Raw genomic sequence first — 18,757 nt, forward strand, 5'->3', positions numbered from 1 at the left:
CAATAACGGGGGCGCATGTCGCCCCCGTTATTGCCTGATGGTCCGAGCTGTCTCCTGCGAGACAAGGCGTCGGAATGGCATAGTAATTTCAAGGAAAAGCTTGGCGTCCCATAGGGGATTCGAACCCCTGTTACCGCCGTGAGAGGGCGGTGTCCTAGGCCTCTAGACGAATGGGACAGGCCTGCAAGCGCCTTTCGGCGTGGAGCGGGTCTATAAACACCTCATGCGGCAGGGGCAAGGGGCGATGCGCCGCTCCACGGGCTTTCCAGCTGCATGGCGGATAAGCGCCAAGGCTCGAACGGCGGCAATTTCGCACAGCGCAAAAAATTCTCACGAAAACAGGCCGGAGCGATCACCTAATCGTTGCCCCCGGGGCAGTGCGGTGCACAATAGTGACCATGGCAGACCAACATGCACCCGTGAGTGACGTCCCCTCCTCCCCCGAGCAGCCCGCGCATATCGCGGCGCTGGCCGTCGACCTGCTCGGCGTGATGAACAAGGCCCTGGTCCGCGCGACCGAAGACCCGTTCAGCAATCCGGTCATGACGACCGCGCTGGCCATTTCCCGCCGCATCGACCAGGGACACCTGACCGAATCCGACCTACAGGGTCTGGTCTGCTGGCTGCGGGACGAGGCCTGGCAGCAACGCGCCGCCCGGCTGGCCGATTACGTCGGCCTTTCCGCCGGCCAAGACCCGTCTGCCGCCATGCAGGGACTGGCTGCCCGCCTGGTACGGCCCGACCCCAATGACAGCGCCGTGCCTTTCGCCGAGTTCCGCAAGGCGATCGAGCGCCCGCGTTTTTCTGCCGTCTTCACCGCGCATCCGACCTTCTCCCTGCCCTATGCCGTGGGGGACGCGCTGGCGCGTGCCGCCTCGGGCGAGGACAGCGCCGCCTGTTTCACCTCTCACCGCCCGCTGCCGGTGACACTGGAAGACGAATTCGACCAGGCCCATGCGGCCATCGCCCGTGGACGCGACGCGATCGACCTGCTGACCGGCGCCATTCTGGATGCCGCCCGCGGCATCTGGGCGCATCGCTGGCTGGACCTCGCCCCGCGCCCCGTCACGTTGACCAGCTGGGTCGGCTATGACACCGACGGCCGCACCGATATCGGCTGGTGGGATACGCTGCGCCTGCGTCTGCGCATGAAGCTGTATCAGTTGCAGCGTGTCGAAACGCAGCTGGCGCCGCTGCCGAGTGCCGCCGCCATTCTGGACCGCGTGCAGGTGGCGATTGCCGCCGTCGAGGAAGAAATCGCGGCCGCCCCCAATGGCACGGATGTCGATGCCGTCGGCACCTTCGGCCGCACGCTGATGCGCTTGCAGGACGCGGCGATGGTCACGCCCGAGCCGCTGCTGGCTTTGTTTCCGGCGGCGCTGGCCGCCGCCGATGAGGCCGAACAGCGGGCGCTGCTGATCGTCCGCGCCGGCCTCGTCTCCCATAATCTCGGCCTTGCGCATACGCATGTGCGGCTGAATTCGGCGCAATTGCATAATGCCGTACGCCAGCGCCTGGGCCTGGCCGATCCGCCGGCCGATCCGTCGCGCCGCCGCGTGCTGCTTGGCGCCATCAATACGGCGCTGGACGAGGTCAAGCCGGAAGCCATCAATTTCGGCACGCTGATGGCGGAACAGGCATCCGCCGCCCGGCTGATGATGACGGTCGTGCAGATGGTGAAGCATATCGACGGCGCGAGCCCGGTGCGCTTCCTGATCGCCGAAACCGAGACCGGCTATACGCTGCTGACCGCGCTCTATTTCGCAAAGCTCTTCGGCATCGAGGACAAGATCGAAATCAGCCCGCTGTTCGAAACGGCGGAGGCCCTGTCCCAGGGCGGCCGCATCATCGAGGAAGCGCTGCGCAGCCCGCATTACCGGGACTATCTGCGCCGCACCGGCAAGCTGGCCGTCCAATTCGGCTATTCCGATTCGGGCCGCTATGTCGGGCAGATCGCCGCCACCTATCTGATCGAGCGGCTGCGGCTGAAGATCGCCGATGCCATGGTCAAGCATGGCCTCACGGATGTCGAACTGGTGCTGTTCGATACGCATGGTGAAAGCATCGGGCGCGGCGCGCATCCGGGATCGCTGACCGACCGTCTGGCCTATCTGTCCCCCGCCGCCGGGCGCCGGGCTTTTGACGCCGCCGGCATCCGCTACCGTGAGGAAAGTGCCTTCCAGGGCGGCGACGGCTATATGCTGTTCGGCACGCCGGCTTTGGCATGCGCGACCATCCTCAAGATCGCCGAATTCGCGCTGGGCAAGATGGATGAGGGTGACGACCCGATCTATCAGGACGCCGATTTCGCGGCCGATTTCTTCGCGACCATCCGGTCCAATATGGAAGAGCTGGTCGAAGACCCCGGCTATGCCGCCATCCTGGGCACTTTCGGCCCGGCGCTGATCGACCGCACCGGTTCGCGCCCGGCCGCGCGGCAGAGCGATACCTCGGGCGGGCCGGCCATTATCGGCCATCCGCGCGAATTGCGGGCCATCCCCAATAACGCGATCCTGCAACAGCTCGGCTGGTGCGCGAATACGCTACAGGGTCTGGGCCTGGCCGCCAGCCGCAACCCCGATGCGGTGACGGAACTGCGCCGCACCAGCCCGCGTTTCCGCCGCTCAATGGATTTCGCGTCCCACGCCATGCGCCATTCGCATCTGGATGTGCTGCGCGCGGTGGTGGAGACGCTGGACCCCGGCACCTGGCTGGACCGGGCCGGCCACAGCGTCATCCCCGGCCGGCGCGAAGCGCTGATGGCGGTCGCCAGCGGTTTGGAACAGCTCAATATCTGGTCGGACGTGCTGGCCATGTTCCGCCGCGTCCATGCCGATCATCTGGCGCTGCGGGCGGCCTGGGCGGATGCGCCGCAGATGGACGAGCGCGAGTTGCTGCTGCATGCGCTGCGCCTGGCCTGTATCCATCGCATCTGGATTCTGACGGCGATGATTCCAGATTTCGCACCGCGTCTGGGCGTCATGCGCACCGGGTTGCAGCAGCGCCTGCTGCGGCTGGACGTGCCGGCAGCCTTGCAGACGCTGGGCCGCATCTTCCCGAAAGCCCCGGACGAGACGACGGGCACCGATTTCGGCGAACCCGGAACCTCGGCCAATACGTTGGGCTATGGCCGCGAGCATGACGAGATATTCTCGCCCATCGCCCATTATTTCGCGCTGGTGCGCGAAATCAGCACGGCGGTCAGCCATGAGGTCGGCGCGTTCGGGTAGCAGGTCCACAGTCATCCGCGCACCTGTTGCGCGGATCTATCCGATCGGGCGCCCAAAGGCTGTCGGGGCGCTCAATCGGGTAGATGCCCGGCATGAAGCGCGGCTGGCTAAGCCGGGCACGACAATTATAAGTAGTAAGACTCTGACTTAAGTCTCAGCCGCCGGCGTTGCGCGTGCCGCTCGGCAGCTTCACCACCAGACCGTCCAATTCGTCATTGATCACGATCTGGCAGCCGAGGCGCGAGGTCTCTTCCAGGCCGAAGGCAAGGTCGAGCATGTCTTCCTCGTCCTCGGTCGGCGGGGTCAGCTTCTCGAACCAGTCCGGGTCGATGACGACATGGCAGGTGGAGCAGGCCAGCGACCCCTCGCAAGCGCCTTCAAGGTCAACGCCATGCTTATGGGCAACCTCCAGCACGGACAGCCCGACCGGCGCATCCACTTCGCGGGGCGTGCCATCGCGCTCGATGAAGGTCATCTTCGGCATCAGCGTATCAATTCCTCTTCTGGGCTCAGCGCGGCAGCAATGAGCTGTGCCGCCGCCGCCTCTATCTCGGCGTCGGAGGTAAATCGTCCAATCCCGATACGCAAGCTGCGCTTTGCCGCATCCGGCGGCAGGCCGATGGCGGTCAGGACATGGCTGGCGCCGACCGTGCCGTCTGCCGCGCTAGTGCAGGCGGAACTGGACGACAGGCAGAGGTCCGGCAGATCGGCCAGAAGGGCCGCCGCCGTCCGGCGCGGAAAGGTCAGGCTGAGATTGCCGGCGACCCGGCTTTCGGCATGGCCGTTCAGCACCAGGCCGGGAATGCCGGCGCGCAGACCGGACAGAAGCCTTTGCGCCTGCGCCTGAATTCTGGCGGTCTCGGCTGAGCCTTCGGCCTGCGCCAGATGCGCGGCCTTCCCCATGGCGATGATCAGCGGCACCGGCAGCGTGCCTGACCGCAATCCGCGCTCCTGCCCACCGCCCGCGACCAGCGATGCGATGCGCATCCTCGGGCGGCGGCGCAGATACAGCGCGCCGATGCCCTTCGGCCCGTACATTTTATGGCCGGAGAGCGAGAGGAGATCGGCCGGTATCTGACCGATATCGAGGGCGATGCGCCCGGCCGCCTGGGCGGCGTCGACATGAAAGGCCGCACCTGCGGTCTTCACCATGCGGCCAAGCACCGCCAGATCCTGCACCACGCCGATTTCGTTATTCACCGCCATGATCGAGACCAGAAGCGTCGGCACGGCCAGCGCCTGGGCCAGCACGGCCGGGTCCAGCAGGCCATCGGCTTGCACGGGCAGCACCACCGGCTCGAAGCCCTCATCGGCCAGGGCCAGGACCGGATCGAGCACGGCATGATGCTCGGTCGCCAGCGTGACGATGCGGCGACGGTCGTCGCCCATGCCGCGCGCAAACCGCGCTGCGCCAAGGATGGCGAGATTGTTCGATTCGGTGGCGCCGGAGGTGAAGATGATTTCGGCCGCCGATGCGCCGATCAGCGCCGCGACCTGGGCGCGGGCGATATCCACGGCATCCGCCGCATCACGGCCCATGCCGTGTTCGACACTGCCGGCATTGCCGAAACGCTCGGTAAACCAGGGCAGCATCTCGGCCAGCACGCGCGGATCGCAAGGCGTCGTCGCGTGATTGTCGAGATAGATCATGCGGCGTCGGCGGGACGCGCCATCCGCGCCGCCATGGCCTGATAGGCCGCTATGAAAGCCAAGGCATCCGCCTCCGTCGCGTTCCAGGGCAAGGAAACGCGAATCGCCTGGGCCGATAGATCGCCCGCGCCCATCGCTTCCAGAACATGGCTGCGCGCCACCTTGCCGGAGGAACAGGCAGCCCCGGCTGACACCGAGATGCCGGCCAGATCGAGCGCGATGACTTGGGATTCCGCCCGCACGCCCGGCAAAGCCAGGCAGGTCGTATTGGGCAGACGCGCTGTCCCGCCGCCGATGACGATGGCACCGGCCGCGACCGCCGCCGCCTCCATCGCATCCCGCCAGGGCGCGAGGCGGGCGGCCGCTTCCGGCTGGCAGGCGATAGCCGCCGCCGCGAAACCGGCGATATTGGGCAGCGCATGGGTGCCGCCACGCCGCCCCCGCTCCTGACCGCCGCCCAGCGTCAACGGCTGCAAGCGATCCGCCGCGTCGGATGTCAGCAGCACGGCCCCTGCCCCGGGCGGACCGCCCAGCTTGTGGGCCGAGAGGGTGAGGCAATCGGCGCCGATGGCCGCAAAATCGACCGACAGTCGCCCGGCCCCCTGCACGGCATCGACATGAAAAGGCACGCCGGCATCGCGGCACAGGCGGGCGATATCGGCGACAGGCTGCACCGCGCCGGTTTCGTTATTGGCCAGCATGACGGAGACGAGCGCCGGCTTTTCGGCCGCCAGAGCCGAGGCCAGGGCGTCGAGCGATATCTGCCCCTGCCCGTCCACCGGCAGCACGCCCGCGGTCTCGCCGGCGGCGGCGATGACGGCCGCGTGTTCGGTCGCGCCGCGCAGAACCCGCCCGCCACGCGCCAGGCCGTGAATGGCAATGGCATTGGCCTCCGTCCCGCCGGAGGTGAAGACCAGATTGCGGGACGAGCCGCCGAAGCGGCTGGCAATGGCTTCCCGCGCGTCTTCCAGAATTTTGCGCGCCGCGCGCCCGTCGCCATGGATGGAGGATGGATTGCCCAGCGTATCCAGCGCGGCCATGACCGCCGCGCGTGCCTCGGGCCGTAGCGGCTCGGTCGCATTGGCATCCAGATAGACGCGCGCCCGCGCCATGCTATTCGGCCGGTTCCAGGCTGGGCGTACCGGCCCGCGCCAGCACGCCGACCCGCGCCTCCAGCTCGGCCAATTCCGCGCGCAGACTCTCGATGTCATGCAGCAGTGGATCGACCGACATTTCCGAACAGGGCGTGCCATAGGCGTCGAAACAGGGTTTGGCGCGTCCCCGGTCCAGCACATTGGCCGGCGCCGCCACCATGGTGATGCCGGCCGGCACCGGCTTGATGACCAGCGCATTGGCACCGATCCGCGCGCCGTCGCCCACCGTGATATTGCCCAGCACCTTGGCGCCGGCGCCGATAATGACGTTATTGCCGATGGTCGGATGGCGCTTGCCGTGGCTGAGGCTGGTGCCGCCGAGCGTGACCTGATGGTACAGCGTCACGTCGTCGCCGACGATCGCGGTCTCCCCGATCACCAGGCCCATGCCGTGGTCGATGACCAGCCGCCGGCCAAGCCGCGCGGCAGGGTGGATTTCAATCCCGGTCAGCCAGCGGCTGAGATGGGCCGTGAACCGGGCAAGCGACGTCCATCGGGCAAGCCAAAGCGTCTGCGCCACGCGGTGCCAGATGACCGCATGCAGGCCAGGATAGCAGAACAGAACCTCGGCCGTGGACCGGGCCGCAGGGTCGCGCTCGCGGTAGGCAGCGATGCTTTCCCGCAGAAACATAAAGGCCATGCGACATTTCCATATGAATTCGGCAGCCCGGCACCCTATTATCACGTCCGTCCTGGACATTTGAAAGGCTTTGCCGGGGCAGCTGCCATCCCTTGATGCCTTCTTCCGCTTTCCCGTGTTCATGCCTGGGGCGGCGATGCCATTGCGTGTCGCTCAGGCTGCGGTCATCGCAAGTCAGCCTCCTTTGAAAGCGTCGCTCCGCTATGGCGGTGCGGCATGGCTGGTTTTCGATGCCTGGGAATTGAGGGAATCGCTTACGAATTAGGATGCAGCGGCGGAGGCGAGCCGTTATCGAAGGGGCTGACTTGTAAGGCCGCCCGGGCAACCGGGAGGCCCAATCGCTATCGAAGATAGGTTTAGAGCGCCATGCCTGAAGTGATGTTCGCCGGCCCGGACGGTCGTTTGGAAGGCCGCTACCACCACAGCAAGGACACGGGCGCCCCTCTGGCACTCGTGCTTCACCCGCACCCGCTTCACGGCGGCACCATGAATAACCGTATCACCTATTCCATGTTCCAGGCTTTCCAGCGCCTGGGCTTTTCCGTGATGCGCTTCAATTTCCGTGGCGTCGGCCGCAGCCAAGGCCGCTATGACGGCGGCATCGGCGAGATCAGCGATGCCGCGGGCGCGCTGGACTGGATGCAGTCCGTCAACCCCAATTCCGGCGGCCTTTGGATCGCGGGCTATTCCTTCGGCGCTTTCGTCGGCATGCAGCTGCTGATGCGCCGCCCCGAAATCTCGGGCTGGATCAGCGTCGCGCCGCCGGCCACGCATTACGATTTCGGATTCCTGGCCCCTTGTCCGACGGGCGGCCTGATGATCCACGGCGATGCCGATGAAATGGTGGTCGAGCCGGGCGTGCGGAAGCTGGTCGACAAGCTGAACACCCAGAAGGGCGTCTCGATCGACTATCGCGTCTATGAGGGTGCGGACCATGTGATGGCGAATTACGCCGACCGCATCGGCACCGACCTGGAAGAGTATGTGCGCCAGACCATGGCGCGGAAGCAGATGGCGCTGGCCGCCGACTGATCCGCATCACGCGGTTGCAGTATTTAAAAAGCCGGGTGGCGCGCAGGCGCCATCCGGCTTTTTAGTGTCTAGGCCTAATTGAAATGCACCGCGCTGCGGCCGGCGGCGCGCAGCGCCGCCACGCTGCGCAGGCCCATCAAGGCCAGGGTCGAATCCAATTCGCCTGCCAGCAGGGCGATGGCGCGCGCCACACCGGCCTCGCCGCCCGCCGCCAGACCCCAGGCATAGGGCCGGCCGATGGAGACCGCCGAAGCGCCCAGGGCCAAGGCCAGCGCGATATGCCAGCCGCGCCGGAAACCGCCATCGACCAGCACATCCAGCCCGGCACCCACCGCCTCGGCGATCGCCGGCAGGGCCATGATGGTGGAGGACGCGCCATCCAACTGCCTTCCGCCATGGTTGGAAACGACGATGCCGTCCGCGCCCGCATCGACAGCACGCCGCGCGTCCTCGGGTTCCAGAATCCCCTTGATGACCAGCTTGCCCGGCCAGCGCCGGCGCAGCCAATCGACATCCGCCCAGGTCAAGGCCGGATCGATCTGCCGGGCCAGATTGCCCGCCTGCTCCATCACCCCACGGCCGAAACCGGCGGCGCGGGCATGACCGACTTCAGGCATGCCATCCCGGATCACGTCCCGGCACCAGGACGGACGGCTGAGCATATTGGCCCATTGCCGCAGCGTCGGCCGGGTGAGGTTGCGGAAACCGTTGCGGACGTCGCGCTCCCGCGCCGGGGTCACGGCGGTATCGACCGTCAGGAACAGCGCCTTTGCCCCTGCCGCCTCGGCCCGCGCGATCAGCACCTCGGTCAGCGCGCGGTCCTGCAACACGTAAAGCTGGGAATAGATCGTGACGTCCGGATTTTCCCGCGTCACCTCGTCGATCGGGCGGATGGCGAAAGCGGAGATGCAGCTTGGCACGCCGGCGCGACCGGCCGCCCGCGCCGCGGCCACCTCGCCGCGCCGGCCGCACATGCCTAAGAAACCCAGCGGCCCCAGCATGAGCGGCAAGGCATGGCCGGCACCGAGGAATGAGGTGGAAAGGTCGCGTCCCGAGACATCGCGCAGCACATGCTGGCGCAGGCGCCAGCGCGCGAAATCACTTTCATTCGCCGCCCGCGTCAGCTCGCTGTTGGAGCCGCCATCGACATAATCGAAAAAGATGCGCGGCAGGCGTCGTTCCGCCAGACGGCGCAGATCCTCGATATTATGGCAGTCCTTCATGAAGCCTTCCGTCCGCCGCGCCCCAGGCGCGTAATCATCCAGGTTCGAAACACGCTGATGGCCGGGTCACCCAGGTCTTCCGGATGCAGGGCCAGGTAATAGCCGTAGCCGTCCTCCGCCACCGCGTCATAGGGGGCGACGAGCCGGCCGGCCGCGATATCGGCCGCGAACATGTCCATATCGGCCAGCACGACCCCCTGCCCGGCCATGGCATATTGCACGGCCAACGTTACCGTTTCGAACGCCATGCCCCGCGTGACATCAAGCGAAAACCCGTGCGCGCGGGCGAAATGCGTCCAATGCGTGCCGATCGGCTGGCCCGGCACCTTCACATGCAGCAATTCCTGGCGGGCGAGGAAATCCGGCAGCGCGAGATCGGCCGCCTGCACCGCCACGGCCGGCGCGCAGACCGGACTGCCGCGCACGGTCCAAAGCAGATCGCGCACCGTGTCGCCACCCTGCGGCCGGTCATAGACCACGGCCACATCGACCTCGGTTGGTGGCAGGCCGGTGCCGAGGCTGCTCGACACGTCGATCAGGATATCGGGGAATTCGCGCCGGAAATCGCCCAGGATCGGCAGTGCCACCTGATGCAGGAAACTGGGCGGCATATGGACGCGCAGGCGGCGCTGATGGCCGGCCTCCTCCTGCATGATGTCGTTCATGACCTCTTCCAGCCGGTCGAAGGATTTGCGCACCGCCGGCAGCAGCGCCGCCCCCGCCGGGGTCAAAGCAAGGCCCGAGGGTTTGCGCTCCAGCAGCGGACGGCCCAGCAGATCCTCCAGCGAGGCCACATGCCGGCTGAGGGCGGACTGCGACACGTGCAGAAGCTGCGCGCCACCGGTAAAGCTCAATTGGCGACCGACCGCCTCGAAGGCTCTGAGAGCGTTCAACGGCAGCCAGCGCCGGTTAATCACCGCCATGACGTCTCACCCATCACCCAAAAGCGCCGATTGGCGCCCTCCGCTATTGTCTAGGCATTTGCCTAGCGATCGTGCAAGGCATCGCAAGGCCATGCGCCCCCGCGCTGTTTTTGCCAGATCATTGGGCAAAAATCGCCTGTGGCATCATCCTTGCTGACCTTTGTCCCAGCCCGGCATTCGCCGGCTTTGATCGTCAACCGTTTCGCCATTTTCGCGTCCTGCCAGGAGCACGAGCCATACGAATTGACAACGGCGCATTTTCCGGCCGTGATCCTATTCCTGCAGCGCATAGGCGCTCGGCGTGAATTACCTAACTACGAAGTCGTTCCGCTTTCCCCGTCGTTTCCGACCAGGCCTTACCAAAGAGGGTGCAATGTCCAAAAGCGATAAGCTGATCTCTGCCGTGCGTCGAAACCTGTCAGAGGTCGAAAACGATCTCATGGACAATGCCCTCGCGGGGCAAGTCAACCGACGTGGCTTCCTGATGCACGGCACGCGGCTTGGCCTGTCGCTGCCGCTGCTCGGCGCGCTGGGCGGCGCCATGGGCATGGCCGCCCCCCGCCGCGCCCAGGCGGCCGGCACCATGGGCGGCACGCTGCGCATTGCCATGACGGTTCCGGCCGGCGCCATCGACCCCGTTACCATCGCCGATGACGGCGGCCTGATGGTGATGATGCAATCAGCCGAGTTTCTGTGCGCGCTCAATCCGGATTCCACGCTGCGCCCGGTGCTGGCGACAAGCTGGTCCCCCAATCAGGACGGTTCCGTCTGGACCTTCAAAATCCGCCAGGGCGTAAAATTCTCGAACGGCGAGCCGCTGAACGCGGATGCCGTGGTGACGAGCGTGGAGAGACTGGTCAACCCTAAGAACGCATCCAACGCGCTGTCGGCCTTCAAGGGCGTGCTGTCGCCCGGATCGTCGCATAAGGTTGACGACTATACGGTCGAATTCCATCTCGATGCGCCCAGCGGCAATTTCCCCTATACGCTGTCCTCCGACAACTACAACATGGTTATCCTGCCTGCGAACTATTCGGGCGGCTTCGAACAGAGCTTTGTCGGCACCGGCCCCTTCAAGCTCGAAAAATACATCCCAAAAGTCGGCTGCTCCTTCATCCGCAATGAGGCCTATTGGGGACCGAAAGCCTTCCTCGACCGCGTGGAATTCACCTTCTACACGGATATGCAGCCGCAGGTTCTGGCCTTGCAGGGCGGTCAGGTCGATATGCTGGCGCAGATGCCGGTCGCGGCCGGCCGCGCCATTCTGCATGACCCGCAATTCAACGTCATCCGTTGCAAGTCGAGCGCGCATGAGCAGGTGCATATGCAATGCGATGCCGGTCCGTTCAAGGACAAGCGCGTGCGCCAGGCGCTGGCGCTCTCCATCAACCGCAAGGCGCTGGTGAAGGGCCTGTTCCAGGGTTACGCCGATATCGGCAATGACAGCCCCTTCTGTCCGGCCTTCCCCTCGACCGATACATCCGTGCCGCAACGCGACATCGACCTGAAAAAGGCGCGCGCGCTTCTGGAACAGGCGGGCGTCGGCCACGGCTTCTCCGTCACGCTGACCACCGAACAGTTTCTGGAAATCCCCGACTATGCCGTGCTGATCGCGAGTTTCGCGAAAAAGATCGGCATCGACATCAAGCTGCATGTGGAAAGCCAGGATGCCTATTACGGCAAGGCCGTGCCCGGCCAGTCCGACTGGCTGGACGTGCCGCTGGGCATTACCGATTACGGCAATCGCGGCGTGCCCAATGTCTTCCTCAATGCGCCGCTGACCAGCAGCGGCACCTGGAATGCGGCGCGCTTCAAGAACCCGACCTATGACGGGCTTGTCACCGATTACGTCAAGGCGCTGGACCTGTCCGGCCAGCGTGCCGTTTCCGGCAAGATCGAGGAACTGCTGCTGGATGAGACGCCGGTGATCTTCGGCTATTTCTACAATTACCTTTATGCCACCTCGAAGGCCGTTTCCGGCGTTCTGCCGGTGGGCGATCGGCCCTTCCTGCAAACCGTCAGCATCAGCCAGACTTAACGGACGACAGGGAGGCGACTGCCAGCATGGGTCTTTATCGCGCGATTTTCTACCGGCTCGTCCTGGCGGTCGTCACTCTTCTGCTGCTCAGCGTCATCGTCTTCGCGGGATGCCAGATTCTGCCGGGCGATGTGGGGCGCGCGATCCTCGGCCCCTTTGCCGACGCGCGCGCCGTGCAGGCGCTGAACCATCAACTCGGCATCGACCGTCCGTTGCTGGTGCAATACTGGAGTTGGATCAGCGGCATGGTGCGCGGGAATATGGGCATGTCCTATACCTATCGCGCGCCCGTGGCGCCTTTCGTCATCCACGCGGTGCTGAACTCCATGAAGCTCGCCGCCATCGCCTTTATCCTGGTCGTGCCGCTTGGCATTCTGGGCGGTGTCGTCGCCGCGCTGAAGGCCAATAGCTGGATCGACCGCACCATCGTCATTGCCGGACTGTCGGCGACCGTGGTGCCGGAATTCGTCTCCGGCATCGTCTTCATCATGGTCTTCAGCATCTGGCTGCATATCCTGCCGCTGACCGGCACGGCGCCGCGCGGCGCCGGCCCGGTGACGCAGATCTATTACCTGCTGATGCCCTCCATTCCGCTGTTCATGATCCTGTTCGGCTATATCGCCCGCATGGCGCGCGCCGGCATGATCGAAGCCCTGCACTCGGACTATACGCGCACGGCCGTGCTGAAAGGCCTGTCGCGCCGCCAGGTGATCTGGCGCCATGTCATGCGCAATGCGCTGCTGCCGACCATTACCGTCATCGCCACCCAATGCGGCTATCTCATCGGCGGTCTGGTGGTGGTGGAAACGCTGTTCAACTACCACGGCATCGGCAGCCTGATCTTTTCGGCCGCCAAGGCGAAGGATTTCCCGATGCTCGCCGCCGGCATCCTCGTCATCGGCACCGTCTATGTCACCGTCAACCTGATTGCCGATCTGCTCTATTCCGCGCTCAATCCGCGCATCTCCTTCGGAGGCAGCCGATGAGCGCCCATGCCGCGGACAGCCCGGCCGCGCCCGCGCCGGCAATGGAAACACCCAAGCGCATCTGGCGCGAGCGCAGCGCGATGCTGCTGCGCTCGGCGCCTTTCGTGGTCGGCATGCTGATCCTGATCTTCTGGGTGCTGATGGCCATCATCGGCCCCTGGATCGTGCCTTACGGCGCCGACGACACCGACCTGCTGAACACGCTGACGCCGCCGGCCGCCGACCATTGGTTCGGCACCGATCAATTCGGCCGTGACGTCTTTTCCCGCGTCATCGTGGGCTCCCGCGATATCCTGATCGTGGCGCCGCTCGCGACCCTGCTCGGCACCCTGGTCGGCACCGTGCTGGGCCTTGTCACCGGCTATGCGCGCGGCCTGACGGATGATGTCGTCAGCCGCATCGTGGAAGCCTTTCTGGCGCTGCCGCTGCTGATTTTGGCCATGCTGGTGATCACCGCGCTGGGTGCGTCCAACGCCACCGTCATCATCGTCATCGGCCTGTCCTTCGGCCTTGTCGTCGGGCGCACGGTGCGCGCGGCAGTGCTGGGCGAACGCGACCTGGATTACGTCGCCGCCGCCAATCTGCGCGGCGAAAGACCGGCCTATATCCTGTTCGTCGAAATCCTGCCGAATATCCTGCCGCCGATCCTGGTGGAGACGACGGTGCGCCTGGGCTACGCCATCTTCACCGTCGCCTCGCTGAGTTTCCTCGGCCTCGGCATTCAGCCGCCCTCGCCCGACTGGGGACTTTCGATTTCGCAGAATTACGGCCTGATCGGCGGCGGCTTCTGGTGGACGGTGCTGTTCTACGCGCTGGCCATCGGCAGCCTGGTCGTCGGCGTCAACCTGACAGCAGATGGTGTGCAATCGGTGATCGATGCTTGACGCTCTAAGCCCCATGCAGGACGCAACCGCCGCCGCGCTCGAGGTTCGCGATCTCGACATCGCCTATCGCGTGCGCCGCCGCGACCGGCAGGTCATTCGCGGCCTCTCCTTCCGCATCGGCCAGGGCGAGACCTTCGGCCTTGTCGGTGAATCCGGCTGCGGCAAATCGACCGTCGCCCTGGCCGTCACCCGCTATCTGCCCGAAAACGGCCGCGTGCGCACCGGCTCCATCCATATCGGCGGCCAGGATGCACTGGCCATGCAGGGCGAAGCGCTGCGACAGTTCCGCACGCGCAGCATTTCCATGGTCTATCAGGATCCGGGCCGCGCGCTGAACCCGTCCATTCGCATCGGCGCGCAGCTGGCCGAGGTTTTCGAAGTTGCCGGCGTGCCGGCATCCGAACGCATGGACCGGGTGGAGGCCATTCTGGGCCGCGTGCGCATCGTCGATGCCGGGCGCGTCATGGGCCGCTATCCGCACGAATTGTCGGGCGGCATGTTGCAGCGCGTCGTCATCGCCATGGCGCTGGCCGTGGACCCGACGCTGCTTATTCTGGATGAGCCGACAACCGCGCTGGACGCGACGGTGGAAGCCGAGGTGCTGGACCTGATCGAGACCCTGCGTGCGGAGATGGGCAGTTCCGTTCTGTTCATCGGCCATAACCTGGCCGTGATCCGCCGCATGTGCGCCCGCGTCGGCGTGCTTTATGCCGGCACGCTGGTCGAGGAAGGACCGACGCGGGAGATTTTCAGCCATCCCCGCCACCCCTATACGGTCGGCCTGCTGCGCTGCCTGCCGCGTCCGGGCCTGTCCAAGCACCAGACCCGGCTCGACACCATTCCGGGCTTTCTGCCCACCAGCCTGGCCGATGTTAAGGGCTGCGTCTTCGCCCCGCGCTGCGGCCTGGCCCAGGATATCTGCCACACGACCGAGCCGCCGCTGATCCCGGTCGCGGAAGGCCGTGTCAGCCGCTGCCATTTTCATGAACAGGCGCCAAACCTGCCGCGCACCACGCCGCCCGCGCCGCCCACCAATCGCAAAAAAATCCCGGCCTTCCGGCCCGTCATCCGCGCCGACAATATCAGCAAGACCTTCGGTAGCGCCGCCGCACCGGTCTATGCCTTGCGCGATGTCTCGGTCGAAATCTGGCCCGGCGAGACGCTGGGACTGGTGGGGGAATCCGGCAGCGGCAAGACGACGCTGGCGAAACTTCTGATGGGCCTGACGCCGCCGGACGAAAAGGGCATCATCGAACTCAACGGTCAGAAGCTGGCGCATCGGGCCACCGCACGTCAGCCGGCGGAGCTGGAAGCGCTGCAAATCGTCTTCCAGAATCCGGATGCGGCGCTCAACCGCAGCCAGACCATTCGCGGCATCATCAGCCGGCCGATGAAGAAGCTGGGCGGCTATCGCGGCGCGGCGCTGACCGAACGGCTGAGCGGCCTGATGAGCCATATCCGGCTTGCCGAGCGCTATCTGCCCATGCGGCCGCGCCAATTGTCGGGCGGATTGAAGCAGCGCGTGGCCATTGCCCGCGCCTTCGCGGGCGACCCGCGCATCGTCGTCTGCGATGAGCCGACATCCGCGCTGGACGTGTCCGTACAGGCGGCGATCCTCAACCTGCTGGCCGATCTGCAGGCGGAACAGGGCGTCAGCTATCTGTTCGTCTCTCACGACCTGCGCGTCGTGCGCTATATTTCGGACCGCATCGCCGTTCTGTATCTGGGGCGGCTGATGGAAATCGGCCCGGCGGAGGCGGTCTTCAACGGGCCGCATCACCCCTATACGGAAAGCCTGATGGCGGCCTCGGCGGCCGAGGAAGCCAGCGGCCAGCTGCGGCTGAAGGGGGAAATTCCCAGCGCCATGCGCCCGCCCTCAGGCTGCGTCTTTCACACCCGCTGTCCGCGCAAGATCGGCACCATTTGCGAGACGACGGAGCCCGAACTGGTGCAGCGCGAAGGCGACCACGGCATCCGCTGCCATCTCGACCTGGACCAGATGGGCCGGACGGTAACGGTTGAGGCGTAAAGGGTTCTTTACTGGCAAGCGCTGCGCCGATTTCGTATATTGGCGGCATGGACAAATCGCCTGACACCGCTCCCGCTGACTGGCTGGCTGTGCTCGAGGAAAGCGATGCCGATATCGCCGCCGGCCGCGTCGTTGCCGGCGATACGGTGATGCGTGATCTCAAGGACGGTATAGTCAGGCTTGAGAATAAACTCAGCGCTGGACGGGCGAAGCGCGGAACTCACGGTCGCGCTTGATTGGCTTTACCGCCCGTGCGGCGCGCCAACTTCAAGACTTACGCCAACATTTTGAATATCTTGAGCGTAATGAGGCTCTCAAGGGCCTGATAACGGCTATCGGCGAAGCCATTGAGATTATCGAAACGCAACCCGGAAACGGACACCCCTTTCCTCGCCCCTATCCACAACTTGCGCGGGCAGGACGCTTGTGGGTCAAAGCAGGGCGATATTGGGTCGGTTACCGCCTGAGCAGGCCACCGGTGATCGTGGCGGTCTTTTACGATCAGGCCGATATCCCAGGACACTTGTGATGGTGGATCACGCTCACTGCCCCGGCTTCGGGTAATCCATCGTCTCCACCGCCATGGTCAGCGCCTGGAAAGGCTCGACCGAGACATGGCTTGAGCCGAGAAAGGGATTGTCGAGCAGCACGATCACCACCAGCACGAGGCCGATGGACGCCCCCAGCAGGCCGACCATGGCCGCATGCATCGCCAATCGTGCCGCCCCGAACAGGCAGCTGAATCCGATCAGAATGGCCGCGCCGATGGTGAGATTCCACCAGACCACGGCAGGCAGATCGGATTCGGCGGCATGGAAGCGGCCGCGCCGCACGTCATACAGTTTGCGCAAAGTCTCCAGCATCGTGCTTTGGGCCGCGAGGCCGCTGCCGTCGGCAGGCTTGTAGCCGACAAGAGCCAGATGAAAACTGTCCAGAATGCGCCAGCCTTTGAGATGCGCTGGCATCGCCGCCTCCATATGCGGCCATTCCTTCTGCACCACCGTTTCGGTGTAATCGAACAGATCCTGCCGCAATTGCAGCGCCAGGCCCGGCGGCAGGCTGATGGTGTCGCGATACAGATCGTCCACCATATTCGCTTCCGTCTGCACAAGGTTGCCGACCTCGGCATAGCTTTCCCAGACGGCGACGGCGATGAAGGCCAGCAGCACGGCATAGATGACGCCGACGATGGCGAGCACGAAACCGGCCAGATCGTTATGCTGGCTGCGCAAACCATGCGGAATGATGGCATGCGCCACAAACAGCGCGGCGACCGCCAGCGCGGCCGCCCCCACAACCGCGATCAGCACGGCCGCCGCCGTCGGCATCAGGCATAGCCATTGCGCAAAACCGGTCAGCATTGGGGCGGTCCCTTTCCGTCTCTGCCGGACCATACGCGAAACGTACCGGCCGCGTTACCTTGACCGCCGGAACCGAACCGGCCTTGATGATGGCGCATGAACACGCCTGGGAGGCGGGATGCCATCCACTGCCCTGCCCTTCGGCGATGCCGGCTTCTACCGCACGGTGCTGCTCGCCTTTTCGGCGCTCTTCGCGATCGTCAATCCCGTCGTCAATGCCATCATCTTCGGCCAGATCACGGCTGACCGCAGCCATGCCGAGCGCCTGCGCCTGGCGCGCCGCGTCGGCCTTTACTCCCTGGGCCTGCTGCTGTTTTCGCTGTGGGTCAGTTCCTATGTGCTGAACTTCTTCGGCATCTCGCTCGGCGCCCTACAGGTGGCCGGTGGACTGATCATCGCCGTCGGCGCGTGGCGCCTGCTGCACGCGCCCGAACAGCGGGAGGCGCTGAAGGAAAGCCAGGCGCATCAGGACGGCCGCACGGTCGCGGCCGAGAACGTCAATGACATCGCCTTCTTCCCGGTCAGCATTCCCTTCACCATAGGGCCGGGCACCATCTCGCTCTGCATCACGCTGAGCGCGGACCGGCCGGACAATGGCACCGCCTTGCCTTATCTGCTGGCATTGACGCTGGCAGCCGTGCTGATGGCGATCACCATCTGGGTCATCTTCAGCTTCGCGGACCGGCTGGCCTCCTTCCTCGGCCGCACCGGCGCGCGCGCCATCACCCGTTTGTTTGCCCTGCTGCTGCTCTGCATCGGCGTGCAGATCATCGCCGGTGGCGTCGAGACACTGCTGCTGCCGGTTATCGCGGCCGTGAAAGGCTGAGCCGGGCGATGCAGCTGCTCCCCGCGCTCAGCACCTTCTCCACCCTCCCGGAAGGCCTGCTGCTCGGCTTCCCGGCGCTGTTCTCGATCACCGATCCGATCGGCAATGCCGTGCTGTTCAGCCAGATGGCGGCCGACCGCAGCCCGGCCGAACGCCGGCTTATCGCCATCCGCGTCGGCCTCTACGCGGCCGTCATCCTGTTGGCCGCCCTCTGGGCAGGCTCACCCGTGCTGCATTTCTTCGGCGTGACGCTGCCGGCGCTGAAAGTCGGCGGCGGGCTGGTGGTGGCCGCCAATGGCTGGCGGCTGCTCTTTGCCGAGGAGCCGACGGACGCGGACCCGCAAAAGGATGCACTGCCGGACGAGCGGCCGGCCGCGGCGGATTTCGCCTTCTTTCCCATCACCATGCCGCTGGTGGTCGGCCCGGGCGCCATCTCGGTCGCTATCACGCTCGGCGCGGCGCCGCCGGCCGGATCACACTATCCCTATCTCGTCGGCGTTTCGCTGGCGGCGCTGATCGTCTGCATCATCGTGGCCCTGCTGTTCCGCTCGGCCGAGGTCATCGGCCGCGTGCTGGGGCCGGCGGGCTCGCGCGCCGTCAAACGGCTGGTGGCACTGCTGCTGATGTCCATCGGCGTGCAGATCATCGCCCTCGGCCTGCAAGCCATGCTGATCCCCTTCGTGCAGAGCGCGGTCCACGGCATCGCCCTGTAACCGTCACGCAGCCCCCCTTGCGTCCATGACGAAGCCCATGGAGAAGAGGAACCCAGACCGCAGGAGAC

The 18,757-nt window shown here is 65.5% G+C and carries 17 protein-coding genes and 1 tRNA gene; 10 read left to right on the plus strand and 8 right to left on the minus strand.

Translation table 11 applies throughout. From position 1 onward, the window contains the following. Positions 1–101: 101 nt before the first annotated feature. Positions 102–177: transfer RNA gene (locus ASILVAE211_RS15945), tRNA-Glu, on the minus strand. 314 nt (positions 178–491) lie between these two features. Between ASILVAE211_RS15945 and ASILVAE211_RS15950 the strand changes: the two genes are divergently transcribed. Beyond that, positions 492–3,230: a phosphoenolpyruvate carboxylase gene (locus ASILVAE211_RS15950; RefSeq protein ID WP_264478915.1), complete on the plus strand. Its 2,739-nt coding sequence runs from the start codon at positions 492–494 to the stop codon at positions 3,228–3,230. 154 nt (positions 3,231–3,384) lie between these two features. Here the strand turns inward: ASILVAE211_RS15950 and ASILVAE211_RS15955 are convergent, their stop codons facing one another. Genes ASILVAE211_RS15955 through cysE form a run of 4 tightly spaced genes read right to left on the minus strand, consistent with a single transcriptional unit; the run spans position 3,385 to position 6,674 of the window. Beyond that, entirely contained in the window at positions 3,385–3,714 is a 330-nt protein-coding gene (locus tag ASILVAE211_RS15955) for a ferredoxin family 2Fe-2S iron-sulfur cluster binding protein (protein ID WP_227322336.1), read from the minus strand. Beyond that, complete coding sequence (locus tag ASILVAE211_RS15960; protein ID WP_227322337.1) at positions 3,714–4,880, minus strand: cysteine desulfurase family protein; 1,167 nt, start codon at positions 4,878–4,880, stop codon at positions 3,714–3,716. The genes ASILVAE211_RS15955 and ASILVAE211_RS15960 overlap by 1 nt, the downstream gene beginning before the upstream one ends. Beyond that, on the minus strand, positions 4,877–5,992 hold the full coding sequence (locus tag ASILVAE211_RS15965; protein ID WP_227322338.1) for a cysteine desulfurase family protein: 1,116 nt from the start codon (positions 5,990–5,992) through the stop codon (positions 4,877–4,879). Before ASILVAE211_RS15965 ends, ASILVAE211_RS15960 begins: the two co-directional genes overlap by 4 nt. Position 5,993: 1 nt before the next feature. Continuing rightward, a complete protein-coding gene (gene cysE, locus ASILVAE211_RS15970) occupies positions 5,994–6,674 on the minus strand; it encodes a serine O-acetyltransferase (RefSeq protein ID WP_227322339.1) in 681 nt (226 codons plus the stop codon). A 366-nt stretch (positions 6,675–7,040) separates the two neighbouring features. Here cysE and ASILVAE211_RS15975 point away from each other — a divergent pair, with 366 nt between their 5' ends. Beyond that, entirely contained in the window at positions 7,041–7,706 is a 666-nt protein-coding gene (locus ASILVAE211_RS15975; protein WP_227322340.1) for an alpha/beta hydrolase, read from the plus strand. Between the two features lie 74 nt (positions 7,707–7,780). Here ASILVAE211_RS15975 and ASILVAE211_RS15980 read toward each other — a convergent pair whose 3' ends face one another. Both ASILVAE211_RS15980 and ASILVAE211_RS15985 read right to left on the minus strand, forming a co-directional pair. Then, a complete protein-coding gene (locus tag ASILVAE211_RS15980; RefSeq protein ID WP_227322341.1) occupies positions 7,781–8,929 on the minus strand; it encodes an alpha-hydroxy acid oxidase in 1,149 nt (382 codons plus the stop codon). Continuing rightward, positions 8,926–9,852: a LysR substrate-binding domain-containing protein gene (locus tag ASILVAE211_RS15985; RefSeq protein WP_227322342.1), complete on the minus strand. Its 927-nt coding sequence runs from the start codon at positions 9,850–9,852 to the stop codon at positions 8,926–8,928. The genes ASILVAE211_RS15980 and ASILVAE211_RS15985 overlap by 4 nt, the downstream gene beginning before the upstream one ends. 373 nt (positions 9,853–10,225) lie before the next feature. On the opposite strand from ASILVAE211_RS15985, the gene ASILVAE211_RS15990 reads away from it, so the two are divergent. Genes ASILVAE211_RS15990 through ASILVAE211_RS16015 form a run of 6 tightly spaced genes read left to right on the plus strand, consistent with a single transcriptional unit; the run spans position 10,226 to position 16,318 of the window. Then, positions 10,226–11,890, plus strand: coding sequence for an ABC transporter substrate-binding protein (locus ASILVAE211_RS15990; RefSeq protein ID WP_227322343.1), 1,665 nt, complete (start codon positions 10,226–10,228; stop codon positions 11,888–11,890). 26 nt (positions 11,891–11,916) lie between these two features. Further along, positions 11,917–12,876 carry an ABC transporter permease gene (locus tag ASILVAE211_RS15995; RefSeq protein ID WP_227322344.1) on the plus strand — a complete coding sequence of 320 codons (960 nt, stop codon included), beginning with the start codon at positions 11,917–11,919 and terminating at the stop codon, positions 12,874–12,876. Then, positions 12,873–13,760 carry an ABC transporter permease gene (locus ASILVAE211_RS16000; RefSeq protein WP_227322345.1) on the plus strand — a complete coding sequence of 296 codons (888 nt, stop codon included), beginning with the start codon at positions 12,873–12,875 and terminating at the stop codon, positions 13,758–13,760. Before ASILVAE211_RS15995 ends, ASILVAE211_RS16000 begins: the two co-directional genes overlap by 4 nt. After that, on the plus strand, positions 13,753–15,789 hold the full coding sequence (locus ASILVAE211_RS16005; RefSeq protein WP_227322346.1) for an ABC transporter ATP-binding protein: 2,037 nt from the start codon (positions 13,753–13,755) through the stop codon (positions 15,787–15,789). Before ASILVAE211_RS16000 ends, ASILVAE211_RS16005 begins: the two co-directional genes overlap by 8 nt. 47 nt (positions 15,790–15,836) lie before the next feature. Beyond that, a complete protein-coding gene (locus ASILVAE211_RS16010) occupies positions 15,837–16,025 on the plus strand; it encodes a hypothetical protein (RefSeq protein WP_227322347.1) in 189 nt (62 codons plus the stop codon). Beyond that, complete coding sequence (locus ASILVAE211_RS16015) at positions 16,022–16,318, plus strand: type II toxin-antitoxin system RelE/ParE family toxin (protein WP_227322348.1); 297 nt, start codon at positions 16,022–16,024, stop codon at positions 16,316–16,318. Before ASILVAE211_RS16010 ends, ASILVAE211_RS16015 begins: the two co-directional genes overlap by 4 nt. 13 nt (positions 16,319–16,331) lie before the next feature. Here the strand turns inward: ASILVAE211_RS16015 and ASILVAE211_RS16020 are convergent, their stop codons facing one another. Then, entirely contained in the window at positions 16,332–17,150 is an 819-nt protein-coding gene (locus ASILVAE211_RS16020) for a bestrophin-like domain (protein ID WP_227322349.1), read from the minus strand. A gap of 118 nt (positions 17,151–17,268) precedes the next feature. On the opposite strand from ASILVAE211_RS16020, the gene ASILVAE211_RS16025 reads away from it, so the two are divergent. Both ASILVAE211_RS16025 and ASILVAE211_RS16030 read left to right on the plus strand, forming a co-directional pair. Then, the gene (locus ASILVAE211_RS16025; RefSeq protein WP_227322350.1) at positions 17,269–17,976 is read left to right on the plus strand and encodes a MarC family protein; all 708 of its coding nucleotides are present in this window, start codon (positions 17,269–17,271) and stop codon (positions 17,974–17,976) included. 8 nt (positions 17,977–17,984) lie between these two features. Continuing rightward, complete coding sequence (locus ASILVAE211_RS16030) at positions 17,985–18,689, plus strand: MarC family protein (protein ID WP_227322351.1); 705 nt, start codon at positions 17,985–17,987, stop codon at positions 18,687–18,689. The last annotated feature ends 68 nt before the right edge of the window (positions 18,690–18,757 follow it).

The organism is Acidisoma silvae (genome assembly GCF_020618775.1).
Classification (GTDB): Bacteria; Pseudomonadota; Alphaproteobacteria; order Acetobacterales; family Acetobacteraceae; genus Acidisoma; species Acidisoma silvae.